This is a genomic window from Anoxybacillus kestanbolensis, assembly GCF_001996285.1.
Taxonomy (GTDB): domain Bacteria; phylum Bacillota; class Bacilli; order Bacillales; family Anoxybacillaceae; genus Anoxybacillus; species Anoxybacillus kestanbolensis_A.
Genome location: NZ_MQAD01000021.1, coordinates 1 through 13427, shown reverse-complemented (window position 1 = coordinate 13427; position 13427 = coordinate 1). Strand labels below are relative to the sequence as shown.

Below are 13427 nucleotides of genomic sequence, written 5' to 3'. Positions count from 1 at the left end.
TTAGCGTCTCCTTTGACGAGCTTATACGTCGGGCGTGTCCATGACAAACGCAAACGATGCAACAACTTGCGAATCCCTTCCCGTGACATGGAAACACCATAGGTTTGTTGAATGTAAGATTGTAAAATGCGCGTGTTCCATGACGAAGCGATGCCCCAGCCAGCATCCACAGGTGTAGTAGTTAACACGAGTTGTCTAATTTCTTGTTGTTGTTCTTCCGTAAGAAACAGCACACGACCAGGCGGCAACCGACGATCGAGTAGATGATCGAGCCCACCTTGATTAAACCGTGCAACGTAGATGGCAACGGATTGACGGCACAGATTGACCATTTTGGCCACATCTTTACCGAGATGACCTTCCATGACGAGACGAACAGCGGTCACCCGAACGCGAAGGGAAGCATCTTTGATTTTCCGTTCTTGTTTCCGAAGGGTTCGAGGCGTCCAGCCGTGGTCATTTGTAATTTTAAGACGTTTCATGTCCTTTCCGCTCCTTTTACACATGAGTATTTAGGAGCAGTATAGCCATGAAAAAATGTGTTCATACAGAAGTCATCGTTTTAAAGTGCATGTATATAAATATAGGTATTTTATACGGGAATAAGGCTCTGACTCATAAGGGTCTAACTCCCTCGAACGAACAAAAAATATAATATTAAGACATTTCACTTAGTTACGTATATATTTTATTATGAAGGGGGACTGACCTTTGTTTTGGGTCAGTCCCTTTTTTTATCTTACATAGACGGAGTGCCGAATAAACCGCAAGAGCAACAACCTATACGCATAACCCTTGAAACTCCTGTATGATAATTCTTAGCGAACAGTGCCAGGCACTGTTCGCTAGCTTTGCTTTTTTTATTGTCGACGGGGGAATGGTGACATCGATTCCCTGCTTGCCTACCCTCGCCCTGACCATCGACGTCGTGGTAGTGACGAGTCCGAACACCATCCATTACGAGTACGCAAGGAAGGAGATCCTAGTGAGCAAACACATCATGGGGGAGAAGTCGTTTACGGTGACCGAGGCGGAAGCGAAGCGAACGAACTGATTGACCTAGTGAATAAAAAAGAGGAACTTCTCGCCGTCTACCACAACCGCAAGTGAGGCGATGATTCGCTAGTTTGCGTTATATCTCAATTTAACGAAGATTTATAGTCAGAAAGATTCATTTGGTATAATTTAGTTGTAATTCCATTAAGTAAATGGTCTTGATTCAAGTACTAAAAGCACAAAGGAGGTATTTTAAATATGAGGTTTGTAGTATTCATCTCTCTTACTTTTATAAACGTTAATAAATAATTATTATAGTAAACTATTCTAAATTGCTTTATGAAAACATTGTATATAATTGGAGTGATAATATGGATAAACATGTGTTAAATAAGTATGAGTTAGCTCAGTATAACCACTCAAATATACAAGAATTAATTCGTTTTATAGATCAAAAAGCCGGAGCAATCCTTGTAATCCATGGCTTTATTTTAACTGCATTCATCGAATTTGCAAAAAAACTTGAATTTGTTAACCCATTTGAAGAAAAAAATATCTTACTATCACTAGCAACATTTGTTTGTGGTGTTTTAACTCTATCACTTCTTATTTATCAAATTTACGTAATTTTATTCGAGATTATTAAGCCAAAGAAAGCTAAACATTACACTCAGGAAGAATCTTCAGTATTATATTTTGAACATATTTCAAAATTAAGTAAAAGTGATTTTATTACGCTCTATCATTCCTTACCGGATGACAGAGTGCATGAGGAATTACTTGCTCAGGTTTACGAATGTTCTTGTATCATGAGTAGTAAGTCTGAAAAATTAAACCATGTTATTAAGTATTTATTTGTGACATTGATGTTTTTATTAGTTTTTATCTTTTTAACAAAACTTATTTAAGGGGATATGTTTATGGGAATGAAAGATGATATCACTAAGAAGGTAAAAGAAATAATTAATTCGAATTTTGATGTTGAAGAAGTTACATATGTTCCTGATATAGAAGACGCCAAGTTAACTTTCGGAAATAAAGGTTTGAAATTTAAAACTACGGTTCTTCATATTGATATGCGCGGCTCCACTCAAATCTTAAATGCTCATAACAAAACTACTGTTGCAAAAATACATATGTCTTATTTCCACACCATTGTAAAAATCGCTAATAAATTAGGTGGAGAAGTAAGAAGTTTTAATGGTGACAGTATGCTTGTATTCTTTCCAGGAAGTACAAAATCAACTCTTACAAATGCCGTAAAAGCAGCTATGCAAATGAAGTACATGATAAGCGATCCTAATAGTGGTATAAACGAAATTTTGGCAAAATACTCTGCTATTGATTTTGGAATTGGTATAGATTATGGGGAAGTTTTATGCACTAAAATTGGAGTTGCTGGAAATCCTAATAATAAAGGGTTATTCTGGGCTGGAAATGCAGTTAACAAATCAGTAAGATTAAGTGACCTATCCTCTAACCCTAATCATATTCATATATCAAAGTTAGTATATGATAATCTTTTAGATGAGTTGAAATATATCGAAAAAGAGATATTCCCTGGATATGTACAAAAGACTGATATTTGGACTTCCAAAATATTTACTTATAATAACGAATACCAATCATGTTATTACACTACTTATCAATATACTGTGGATTAATACTTTCGTTATAATTGTATTATATGAAAATTTATGATAACGTCCGTAAGCTATACGTAGCGACGCCAGGAAGCAGCTCAGCGCATCGCTGCGGGAAGAAAAATGTCAAAATCGCTTTAAACGCGAAAAAACGGCCCGTACAGGCGTTTTTCTTTTTTGAATAGAAAACCATTACCTTATCGATTAAAACGCGTTACAGGCGAATTTGAGCGGCCGCTTTTTAGCGAAGTGCCTATTTTTTATTTTTACCGATCCATATATGAGAAATATTAGAATATTTATTATCTGACAAAAATATAAAATGCATATTTCGACAAATCATGACAAAAACAGAGATCGATGGAACCAAGTCCGCGTTCGCCGGCGCTTCCGTTTCCTTTTGGTCCGGGTCCCCGGGGCGATGTGATGGTCGGCTGGCAGCCGGAAACGCTTTGCTGACTGATGGCCATCCCGCCGGAGCACGCGCCTTTCCGGCCCGTTCCAGCCTATCACATCGCCCTTCCCGACCCAAAAGACTACGGGTCGCCGGCGGATCATAATTCCAATGCTTCATCATCACTTGTAACTAGATATAATAGACATTTTGTTGCATTAGATGCAGAGATGGTTGCGTAAATTATGCTTTTCACATAATCATCCTTACTTTATTCATTTTCGATGGTGTATATTTTGTAATTAGTTCCAATAATGCTTTTTATGTCATCTGTTATATTATGGACTAAACCAATTTCTTTTGCTTGTTCAGGTTTAAGGATGGTTCCAGTATAATAAAGTTTTTTTGCATCCTCATAAATCAAATTAGAATTATCCACTATTATATTGATTGATGTGTGATTTGAAGATTTTAATTTATTTAATTCCTCCTCAAGTTGCATCTCTGAAAATGATTTTTTTTCATAATTGACTATTGATTGATGAAAAAGAAACCGTGAATTGGGAATTGCGAAACGGTGTTCTCCCGCACAGTATAAATTCATTGCAGCTGATTCAACAAATCCTAGATTATATGTTGTCAATTTAACTTTTTTAGAAAGTAATTTTAACTGGTTATAAGACCTTAATCCCACATATGTGTCTCCACCATGGGAAGAAATAAAAAGAATAAAATCATTGATCCCTTTATCAATTTCTCTTTCAATCAGACTAAATAATTTGCTTATATTTTTATATGAAACATCTGCAATAAATTCAATCGCAACCTTTTGATTCAATCACAACCACCATCTTTCTTTTTAAGATGGTACAAGATATTCCGGAAAATAAAGTTTATGACAAAAGCAACCTGTTAATTTCCACTACTACGATTTTTCCTCTTTTAAAAAAGATTCATCAAACGTATATTTGTCCTCCATTTACGAATTCAAAATCATTTTTACAATTTCTAAAGCATTTCTCGCCTCAGAATCGCTCATTTTATCATCTATTTGATTTAAAAAAAACCTTAATTGCTTTAACTTATTTAATGCATTACGCTCTTTTTTTATTGGATTAGATTTTGCAAATTCCCCTGCTTGATTTATATAATTTGCAATCCATTTTTCTAATTCAATTTTTGAAACTTGCTTTCTTCGTTTTCCAAGCTTTTCATTTGGAACTTCTTCCATAATCTTTTTATATAAGGTTTTATGTGGTTCAATCCCGGCTTCAATAATTTTCTCCTTTGCATATTGCTCCGCTTCAGGAATTGTAAAAAATCCATGTTTTGGTTTAATCATTTTCATACTCCTTCACTTATATTTCTTACCATATATATATTTTTTAGAAAAACTTTCAGAACTCTTTCAAAAAATTCCGAAACATTATTCATAAAAAAGTATTAGATTAATAAGATATATACCAAGGAGGTAAAATAAATTGAAAGAACAACACGATATTCAAAAAATTATCAAAATAATTGTGGGAGCATTAAGTGAATATTATCAAAAAGGAGCAGCTGAAGATGCTAAAAAATCTTCACCTCCCATTAAATGTAGAAAAAAGTATGGTGTCTATGCAATCCTTTGCAAAGGAAGCAACCGTATCTATATTGGAAAAGGTAATTTATACAATCGGTATAGTAATCACTGGAGCAATGCCAAAACACAAAAGCACATTTGCAAAGAACTTCAAAATGATTGGAATAAGTATGGGCAAGAATCATTTGAATTTATTCCTATCTTCCAAACAGATAATCCAAATGATGAAGAAATTAATCATCTTGAAAGCCAATTAATTGATCTTACACATGCCACAGACCCAAGATTTGGTTATAACAAAAACAAAGGTCCAGAAAAATTCACCTTTCCCAATCTTGTATTAACGTTTAAACCCATTGACTAAAAACAAACTGAATCCGGACATGACTAACTTCACGCATCAGCTGTGCAGCTCCTTTCTCACAATGAACTGTACTTTTCAATTTACGATTTTAAACGATTAGTACTTGTAAGGCTGGTTATCACTATGGTCAAATTCCATAATTGTTGCACTAATAAAACCCCTTGGATGTTTCAAGGGGTTTTGATATGTAACAAAGCAGCTATTATGTCACATTAGATCAATTTAACTAGACGTATAATATACATTATATGTCTAACAATCTCGTCTTTTTTATGATATACTCGTCATATAATGTTATTTTTTAAATCGATTATTTGCTCTTTGAATCTATTTAAACTCGTCGTATAAGTGAAAGGATGAAAAAGATGCTGCGCGAATATGAAACATATTTGCAAGAGAAGGGATTTTCTCCTAACACCGTGATCTCCTATCTCAATGACGTGAATCAGTTTTTGAAAGACTTGCATCTTCGTCCAGGCGATTACGTCACGTCGGCCGACATTCGCAAATGGATTCAGCAAATGTTGAATCCGGCCGAAGGGAAACCGTTGGCCATCTCCACCATCAATCGCCGGCTCAATTCGCTGCGAAGCTTTTATTCGTGGGCGGTCGAACATCATAAGCTCGAACAGAACCCAATGAAAGACATCCAGGATTTAAAATCAGCCGATGAAGATAACGAAAAAATCATGTGGCTCACAGAAGAAGAATTCGAGGACTTATTGCATCGGATGCGGAAAAAACCGGTGCAAAGCCGGGGAGTCGATCCTGAAGAGAAATATCGCCGGGACCGTGCAGTGGTGTACCTGCTTACCTATGCAGGATTGCGAGTAGAGGAGTTATCCAATTTAAAATTAACGGACTTAGATTTAGAGATGAAGCGAATTCGGATCGTGGGAAAGGGGATGAAGGTTCGGACGGTACCGATCTCGAATATCTTGCTGGCAGAACTCGAGGATTGGCTTAAGTTTCGCGCGGAAATGGCGAAAAAGAAACCGCATGTGGCCGAATCGCCATACGTCTTTTACAGCCAACGTTCTCCGAAGTTTTCGGTAAGGGGCATCCAGCGAATGATCGAAAGCTACAGCTTGCCAAATAAAAAACTGACGCCCCATATGTTTCGGCATACGTTTTGTAAGTGGATGTTAAAGGCGACAAACAACGATATAGAGAAAGTTCGACGCCTCGCCGGCCATAGCAATATTGCCACTACGTCTCGATACTTAAAAGACAGCTATAGTGATTTGGCGGAGGCTGTGGAGGCGTTGCTAAAATTTTGAGAGTTACGAGAAAATCTTAAACACAACTAAAGAGAGTTAGAACATAAAGAGAAAGCAAGATGTCTCTAATGGCTAACTATAACCGCAGAGAGTATTTGAAAACCATTCACTTCTCCAAAAAGTCTCAAACTTATCAAAAGATCGATGTAGCCATATTAAAAGGAGTCTGATACGATACGAGCTTGAGAGCATTAATTTTAATAGAGTAGCAAATGAGTCTCAAAAGCAATATAACCAGACGAAAGGCTCTTTCCGATTGGATAGAGCCTTCTTTTTCTACTTTTCAATCAGTCCATTTGTGCTTCAGATCTTAAGAGTTCCGCTTTATTTGTTTTTTTATTTGAGCTTGTGAATCGTTCCGTTTTTTTAGACATCAACTGATCCAACAACATACAAATTAATACTCCGACAATTAAACCGTTATTGACAATCGAGGCGATGACTGGAGGAAAAGTTGCGACTACCTCGGTCGGGATAAACATAGTTCCTATTCCGATCATTAATGAAATGCCGATAATAAATAAATTTCTTTCATTGAGATCGGTCTGTGAATATTCACGAATGCCGATTCCTATCATATTCGAAAATGCTAAAAGCATGCTTGCATATGCAACAGGAGTCGGAATCGAAGCAAAAAATACTGTAACAAAAGGGAAAAAGCTGATTAATAATATGAGAAAGCTTCCGATAATGAAGGGCAGTCGTTCCTTCATTTTCGTTGTCATAATAAAGCCGGCGGTATAAGAAAGAGGAACAAAGCCAATGGTTGAAAAAAATCCGGAAAGAATTTGGCTTATCCCCATGATGATTCCCGATGGATTATAGACAGGTTTCGATAATGGTCTTGTTACTTTTTCGACTACATCAATGCTTGAAATAATATTGACTAATAATAATAAAGTAACAAATATCGAAGTCGCAATAACCCCCGCATCTGCTTTCGGCATTCCCCATGCAAGCACTTCTGGGATTTTAATCCATTTATCCAGTTCAAATTCATGCGGTTCCGTCAGCTTGAATAAGGAAAACAGCCCCCATCCAATGAACATCCCAAATAATACAGAATAGCTGCTGACCCATTTTAAGCGGCTTTTAGAAAAAAGAATGGTGATGACCGCCGTAAATATGGCGGTAACAGATACTCTCCAATCTATTCCAGGCCCCTTGTAGTCAACCCCTAATATCCCTTTGACAAATGGACCGCTGATTTGGGCGACTAATAAAATAAAATAAGTGCCAGTAACGATAGGAGTAAAAAGCTTTTTAACATGTTGAATGACGTTGAAAGCACTTAACAAAATGAACAAGAGACCGCTGATCATAAGACCAAGCTCAATGCTTTGTAGAACATCATCCGTTCCATCATTTGTTCCATTTAAACCTAAAAAAACGAAGAAAACTCCCCACCATAAAACAGCAGGACCTTCTGCAATAGGCATTCGGTGGCCAAAAATATTTTGAATGATCGAAACGAGACCGATGACGAAAAAAGTTCTTTGCACAAAACCCGCTATTTCCCTTAGAGAAAGCCCGAAAGCCTCACCGATGGCTAACGGGGCGACCACACTCCCTGCTAAAATGAAAATGAACCATTGAATTGACGAAAATGTCAATTTCATGTTATAAAACCCCAAACTGTTCATCACGTAAATCGGTAATAAACATATGTCCTGGGGCATGGGTAATCATAATCTCCGGCTTCACTAGCATCGCGACCGCTTGAGGAGTAACTCCGCAAGCCCAAAACACAGGAATTTCTCCTTCCCGTATCGTCACAGGATCACCGAAATCAGGCTTATGAATATCCTTGATTCCAATACGATCCGGATTGCCTATGTGAAAAGGAGCTCCGTGAACAGAAGGAAAACGGCTTGTCACTTGAACTGCCCTTACGACATCTTTCTCTGGAATAGGGCGCATACTGACAACCATCGGTCCTTCAAACCGTCCTGCTTTTACACATGGAATATTAGTTTTATACATCGGAACATTGCGATTTTCTTCAATATGGCGGACGGGAATGCCGTTATTGATCAAAGCATACTCAAACGTAAAACTGCATCCTAATAAAAAACCGACCATTCTTTCATTCCAAAGATCGAGAATATCTGTTCTTTCTTCTGTTAATTCACCATTTCGGTAAATTCGGTACTTTGGAAGATCCACGCGCAAATCAGCTTCCGGTGCCACTAAAGTAGGCACCCATGATCCAGGTTCAGTCACATCTAATACAGGACACGGTTTAGGATTGCGTTGGCAAAATAAAAGAAATTCAAACGCCAATTCTTTTGGCAAAACTACTAAATTAGCTTGAGTGTAGCCATTGGCTACACCCGCTGTTGGTTTCATCCACTCATTATTTCGTATCATTTCCCGAGCCTCCGCAGGACTCATTGTCGAAACAGAAGGCATCATGATCCCCCTCGATTCTTATTCAAATAGTTTTGGTATACCATCAATTAAAGAGTAAACACCCATATAAGCCATAGAGATCACAATAATAACACCAAAAATGGTCATCCATAATGGATGTTTGTAATCTCCGACAATTTTTGTTCTGTATGCCGCCACTAACATCACGCCTAAAGAAATTGGCAAGATCAGGCCGTTTAATGAACCTACTAAAATTAAGATTTTCACTGGTCTTCCGACTAAAACGAAAACTAACGTTGAAATGGCAATGAATCCGATAATAATCCACCTATGATACTTTTCTAAAATTGGATGAAATGTACGAATAAATGAAACCGATGTATACGCGGCACCTACAACGGAAGTAATGGATGCTGCCCACATAACTACTCCGAATATTTTGTAACCAATATTGCCTGCAGCTAATTGAAATACGGATGCCGGAGGGTTAGAAGGATCAAGGGTTAACCCTTGCGCGACAATACCTAAAGCTGCTAAAAATAAGAAAATTCGCATAATAGATGCAATACCGATTCCTGAAATCGAACCACGAGTTACCTCAGGAAGCGCTTCCTTTCCTTTTATTCCAGCATCTAATAAGCGATGTCCGCCCGCAAATGTAATATATCCTCCAACCGTTCCGCCAACAAGTGTAACAATAGCAAGAACATCGATCGTATCTGGAACAAAGGTTTTTACCACTGCTTCTCCGACAGGAGGCTTAGCTGTAAACATCACATATAACGTTAGAGCAATCATGACAAAACCCATCAATTGAGCGAAGCGGTCCATAATTTTTCCAGCTTCCCGCACGACAAAAATAGCGATCGCGACGATTCCACTTAATAATGCCCCCATTTCTGGAGAAATCCCGAATAATACGTTGATTCCTAATCCAGCACCAGCAATGTTTCCAATGTTAAATGCAAGTCCCCCGGCTACAATAAGCGCTGCAAGAAAATATCCCAATCCCGGCAATACTTCATTAGCAATATCTTGAGCTCTTTTTTCTGCAACCGCTATAATGCGCCAAATGTTCATTTGCGCTCCAATATCAATAATTATGGACATTAAAATAACAAATCCGAAGCTTGCTGCAAGCGTTTGTGTGAAGTGTGTCGTTTGTGTCAAAAATCCTGGACCGATGGCCGAAGTAGCCATCAAAAACGCCGCACCTAAAAGTACACTTATATTCTTTTTTTGCTGCATTTTCTATCCCCCTAAGAACCTATGAATCTTTATTTTAGAAAATCACTAAGTTTTGTAACTGTAATATTGGCTTCCTTCAACGCTTTACGTATGTATTTTGCAAAGTCTAGTGCATGTTCCCCATCTCCGTGTATGCAGATCGTATCAGCTTGAATCGATACATCTTTCCCTTGAAGAGATGTAACTTTCCCTTCTTTTACCATACGAATAACTTGCCGGCAAGCTACGTCATGGTCTTTGATGAGAGCATTCGCTTCCCGTCTTGATGTTAAGGACCCATCCTCTTGGTAAGTGCGGTCAGAGAACACTTCACTAGCGGTTTTAAGGCCGATTTTTTTTCCCGCTTTGACAAGCTCTCCACCCGCTAGTCCTAACAGGATTAATTCCGGATCTACTTTATAAACCGCTTCTGCAATGGCTTGAGCAATCGCAGCGTTTTTAGCGGCAATATTATATAATGCTCCATGCGGCTTTACATGCTGAAGCTTTCCACCTTCAGATTTTACAAATGCATATAAGGCGCCAATTTGATACACAACAATGTCGTAAGCTTCCTGAGGAGTAATATCGATGTTTCTTCTACCAAATCCCAATAAATCTTGAAATCCGGGATGAGCGCCAATTCCGACGTTTTTTTCAAGGGCTAAACGGACTGTTTTCCTCATCGTTGACGGATCGCCCGCATGGAAACCACAAGCGATATTGGCTGATGTAACATAATCTAAAATTTCTTCGTCTCTCCCCATTTTATAAGCGCCAAAGCTCTCTCCCATATCACAGTTCAAATCGACAATATGCATGTTACATTTCTCCTTTCCATTTTATTGATAATGCTTGTTTCAGTTGTTGGATCTCTCTTTCTCTTTCTAAATAAAGTCTTTGTGCTTCTTCATGAGAAACTTCAACAAACTTTATTTTGTCACCTGGTTTTAACTGGGCGATGTATGGTAAATCCACGCTGGCAACTTGTCCGATTTTCGGATAACCGCCTGTCGTTTGACGGTCAGCTAAAAGTACAATCGGATTTCCATCAGGCGGAACTTGAATGGTACCAAAATTCACAGCTTCCGAAATCATTTCCTCCGCAGATGTTAAAGACAAAATAGGGCCTTTCAAACGATATCCCATCCGGTCGGATTGGGTTGTAATTTCAAATGGTTCACGAAAAAAACTTTTCTGACTTTCTTTTGAAAATAATTGGTATTGTCTCCCTTTTATTACCCGAATAGAGGGGATCTCATTAGAAATTGGAATAAATTCAGCAGATACCGACCATTTCGTCCCTACAAACTTTCGATCTCCTAGTTTTGAAGAAAAATCATGGATCATTTGGATGGATCGATTATTAAGGAGGGATAATTTTAACTCGTCACCAGCCTTTAATGGACGTCCTTTAAATCCACCGATACCTGCTCTAAGGTAGGTGGATGCACTTCCCATCACACGTGGAACATCGAATCCACCCGCAACAGCTAGATAGCTTCGACAGCCTGCTTTACATTGGCCAAAACGAAGCTGACTACCTTTCCTTACAAAAACCGGTCGCCATAATGGAACAAATTTTCCATCAATAGAAGGTGATAAATCTCCTCCGCAAATGGATATTAGTGTATCCCTTTCAAATTCAATAACAGGACCCACCATCGTTATTTCTAAAGTAGGGGCATTTTCTTCGTTACCCACTAATAGATTTGCAATTCTGTGTGAAAGTGAGTCCATTACCCCGCTTACAATCACTCCAAATTTTTGAAAACCGTATCTTCCTAAATCCTGAATGGTCGTAAGGAGGCCCGGCTTAATGATTTTTATCACTGTCGTCCTCCTTCCATTGTTCGTATTCTTCTATAGTGATGGGTATAAATCGGATTTTATCCCCCGCCTTTAATAAGCTAGGGGATTCGTCATCAGGACGAAACAGCTTTAACGGTGTTCGGCCAATAAGCTGCCATCCCCCTGGCGTTTCGATCGGATAAATACCGGTCTGTTTACCAGCAATGCCAACAGAACCCGCAGGAATTTTTAATCGCGGAGATTCTCTTCGCGGTGTGGCAATTTTCTCCGACATGCCTCCTATGTATGGAAATCCAGGGGCAAATCCGATCATATACACTAAATAATCACCGCTGGAATGGATATGAATGACTTCTTCAGGCGTGAGGCCATTATATTCCGCAACATATTCCAAATCAGGACCTAGCTCTCCTCCGTAACAAACCGGAATCTCCACAATCCTTTCAGATGAAAATTCACCGATCTTAAGCGATTCCAATAAGGGTTTTAATTGCCCGCAAACGTAATCATACGGGAGTGTATAAGAGCTAAAATCCGAAATCTTTAACGGATCATAAAACACAGTTACTGTTGTAAGTGCAGGAACATATTCGATCATCCACTCGAATGGCTGTTCATCAAACAAGGTTGTAACCATGTTTACCTTTTGATGAGTCTCTAAATTAATATCTTCGCCCAGTTCAATTATTACTGCGTTATCACCCAATGGATGAAAACGATAGTCCATTTTTACAACTCCTAACTATTTTCAAAAATAAGCGAAATTTACCTTAAATATAAATTTACTAAATATTTATTATATATTTTATATTCTAATATTACTTTGTTTTATTTTATCTAGCAATATAGAAAATTGGGTACCGTCAAGAATTTTGTGTAATGTAAGATAGATAGGGCATCTCTGAAATGGATTTAGAATAGAGAGGGGGCTGTTTCTTCCACACAGGAGACTGAATATTCAGTCTCCTGTGTGGAAAGGGAGAATCCTCTTATCTCATTTATTTACATTATTTGGTTAATTGTAACGTTCTTCAAACATTCGTTGAAGGGCTTCATGAGCTTCGGAAAATCCTCGTAACTTTCGTCCTGCCCATTTCTCATTAAAGTCTTGGATCGTCAAATACACGACTTTTTCCGCGGCTTCTAAACTGCTCAAACTGTTCATCGGTTTTAGACGTTTCCGAATCTCCTTGATCGTTCGTTCGATGGCATTCGTCGTGTAAATTACACTTCGAATACTGTTTGGATAATTCATAAAGGTGAGGAGGACATCCAACTCATTGGCCCAAGATTGCACTTCTCTTGGGTACTTGCTCGACCATTTCGATTCAAACTGTCGAAACATCTGTAACGCCATCTCCTTATTCGGTGCACGATAAATCAGTTTGAGATCCTCTGCCACTTCCAATTGATCTTTTTTCCGAACACGATTTAAGGTATTACGTACTTTGTGAACGACACAACGCTGTACATCGGCTTTCGGATAAACCGCCCGAAAGGCTTCCTCCAGCCCCGGAAGACCATCAAATACGCCTAAAAGCACTTCCTTGACTCCTCTTTTGTAGAGCTGTTGGAGAATCTCCCGCCATCCATAGGCGCTTTCTTGTCCTCCCACGAAGAAATCCAGAATTTCTCGATACCCTTCTTCATTCACTCCTATGATGTTAGTCTAGATTATAGACACAACGAATAGAGAAATGTACAGTAAATCTATCAATGATGAGGAGTGTCTATAATGACAAGACGTTTTGATAAA

General features: G+C 38.4%; 14 protein-coding genes and 1 pseudogene. 5 read left to right on the top strand and 10 right to left on the bottom strand.

Going from position 1 to position 13427, the window contains the following annotated elements; genetic code table 11:
• A partial coding sequence (locus BO219_RS11455; RefSeq protein WP_077429622.1) for a helix-turn-helix domain-containing protein occupies positions 1-482 on the bottom strand: 482 nt, incomplete at its 3' end.
• Positions 483-808: 326 nt separating this feature from the next.
• Between BO219_RS11455 and BO219_RS15125 the strand changes: the two genes are divergently transcribed.
• The 3 genes from BO219_RS15125 (at position 809) to BO219_RS11445 (ending at position 2660) form a co-directional block, all read left to right on the top strand.
• Positions 809-1054: a Gfo/Idh/MocA family oxidoreductase gene (locus tag BO219_RS15125; protein ID WP_143271294.1), complete on the top strand. Its 246-nt coding sequence runs from the start codon at positions 809-811 to the stop codon at positions 1052-1054.
• Between the two features lie 313 nt (positions 1055-1367).
• Positions 1368-1904, top strand: coding sequence for a Pycsar system effector family protein (locus BO219_RS11450; protein ID WP_077429621.1), 537 nt, complete (start codon positions 1368-1370; stop codon positions 1902-1904).
• A 12-nt stretch (positions 1905-1916) separates the two neighbouring features.
• On the top strand, positions 1917-2660 hold the full coding sequence (locus BO219_RS11445) for an adenylate/guanylate cyclase domain-containing protein (protein ID WP_077429620.1): 744 nt from the start codon (positions 1917-1919) through the stop codon (positions 2658-2660).
• Positions 2661-3304: 644 nt separating this feature from the next.
• Here BO219_RS11445 and BO219_RS11440 read toward each other — a convergent pair.
• Together BO219_RS11440 and BO219_RS11435 are read right to left on the bottom strand one after the other, a co-directional pair.
• Positions 3305-3871: an ATP-dependent Clp protease proteolytic subunit gene (locus BO219_RS11440; RefSeq protein WP_077429619.1), complete on the bottom strand. Its 567-nt coding sequence runs from the start codon at positions 3869-3871 to the stop codon at positions 3305-3307.
• Between the two features lie 141 nt (positions 3872-4012).
• Positions 4013-4375, bottom strand: coding sequence for a hypothetical protein (locus tag BO219_RS11435; RefSeq protein WP_077429618.1), 363 nt, complete (start codon positions 4373-4375; stop codon positions 4013-4015).
• Between the two features lie 139 nt (positions 4376-4514).
• Between BO219_RS11435 and BO219_RS11430 the strand changes: the two genes are divergently transcribed.
• Both BO219_RS11430 and BO219_RS11425 read left to right on the top strand, forming a co-directional pair.
• The gene (locus tag BO219_RS11430) at positions 4515-4979 is read left to right on the top strand and encodes a GIY-YIG nuclease family protein (protein WP_077429617.1); all 465 of its coding nucleotides are present in this window, start codon (positions 4515-4517) and stop codon (positions 4977-4979) included.
• 365 nt (positions 4980-5344) lie between these two features.
• The gene (locus BO219_RS11425) at positions 5345-6259 is read left to right on the top strand and encodes a tyrosine-type recombinase/integrase (protein WP_077429616.1); all 915 of its coding nucleotides are present in this window, start codon (positions 5345-5347) and stop codon (positions 6257-6259) included.
• 287 nt (positions 6260-6546) lie between these two features.
• Here BO219_RS11425 and BO219_RS11420 read toward each other — a convergent pair whose 3' ends face one another.
• The 7 genes and pseudogenes from BO219_RS11420 to BO219_RS11390 all read right to left on the bottom strand — a co-directional run.
• Positions 6547-7878: a purine/pyrimidine permease gene (locus tag BO219_RS11420; protein ID WP_158074595.1), complete on the bottom strand. Its 1332-nt coding sequence runs from the start codon at positions 7876-7878 to the stop codon at positions 6547-6549.
• 1 nt (position 7879) lies between these two features.
• Positions 7880-8671: a putative hydro-lyase gene (locus BO219_RS11415; RefSeq protein ID WP_077429623.1), complete on the bottom strand. Its 792-nt coding sequence runs from the start codon at positions 8669-8671 to the stop codon at positions 7880-7882.
• Between the two features lie 18 nt (positions 8672-8689).
• Complete coding sequence (locus BO219_RS11410; RefSeq protein ID WP_077429614.1) at positions 8690-9880, bottom strand: NRAMP family divalent metal transporter; 1191 nt, start codon at positions 9878-9880, stop codon at positions 8690-8692.
• Positions 9881-9909: 29 nt separating this feature from the next.
• Complete coding sequence (gene pxpA / locus BO219_RS11405) at positions 9910-10680, bottom strand: 5-oxoprolinase subunit PxpA (RefSeq protein ID WP_077429613.1); 771 nt, start codon at positions 10678-10680, stop codon at positions 9910-9912.
• A 1-nt stretch (position 10681) separates the two neighbouring features.
• The gene (locus tag BO219_RS11400; RefSeq protein WP_077429612.1) at positions 10682-11692 is read right to left on the bottom strand and encodes a 5-oxoprolinase subunit C family protein; all 1011 of its coding nucleotides are present in this window, start codon (positions 11690-11692) and stop codon (positions 10682-10684) included.
• A complete protein-coding gene (gene pxpB, locus BO219_RS11395; RefSeq protein ID WP_077429611.1) occupies positions 11676-12398 on the bottom strand; it encodes a 5-oxoprolinase subunit PxpB in 723 nt (240 codons plus the stop codon). Before pxpB ends, BO219_RS11400 begins: the two co-directional genes overlap by 17 nt.
• A gap of 288 nt (positions 12399-12686) precedes the next feature.
• A pseudogene (locus BO219_RS11390) lies at positions 12687-13334 on the bottom strand (IS256 family transposase); the annotation flags it as partial.
• Positions 13335-13427: the final 93 nt, after the last annotated feature.

What these genes read in the sequence shown, in the direction of transcription:
- BO219_RS11450 (WP_077429621.1), top strand. Translation starts at nt 1,368, where the DNA reads ATGGATAAACATGTGTTAAATAAGTATGAGTTAGCTCAGTATAACCAC.
- BO219_RS11420 (WP_158074595.1), bottom strand. Translation starts at nt 7,878, where the DNA reads ATGAAATTGACATTTTCGTCAATTCAATGGTTCATTTTCATTTTAGCA.
- BO219_RS15125 (WP_143271294.1), top strand. Translation starts at nt 809, where the DNA reads ATGATAATTCTTAGCGAACAGTGCCAGGCACTGTTCGCTAGCTTTGCT.
- pxpB (WP_077429611.1), bottom strand. Translation starts at nt 12,398, where the DNA reads ATGGACTATCGTTTTCATCCATTGGGTGATAACGCAGTAATAATTGAA.
- BO219_RS11425 (WP_077429616.1), top strand. Translation starts at nt 5,345, where the DNA reads ATGCTGCGCGAATATGAAACATATTTGCAAGAGAAGGGATTTTCTCCT.
- pxpA (WP_077429613.1), bottom strand. Translation starts at nt 10,680, where the DNA reads ATGCATATTGTCGATTTGAACTGTGATATGGGAGAGAGCTTTGGCGCT.
- BO219_RS11435 (WP_077429618.1), bottom strand. Translation starts at nt 4,375, where the DNA reads ATGATTAAACCAAAACATGGATTTTTTACAATTCCTGAAGCGGAGCAA.
- BO219_RS11410 (WP_077429614.1), bottom strand. Translation starts at nt 9,880, where the DNA reads ATGCAGCAAAAAAAGAATATAAGTGTACTTTTAGGTGCGGCGTTTTTG.
- BO219_RS11445 (WP_077429620.1), top strand. Translation starts at nt 1,917, where the DNA reads ATGGGAATGAAAGATGATATCACTAAGAAGGTAAAAGAAATAATTAAT.
- BO219_RS11415 (WP_077429623.1), bottom strand. Translation starts at nt 8,671, where the DNA reads ATGCCTTCTGTTTCGACAATGAGTCCTGCGGAGGCTCGGGAAATGATA.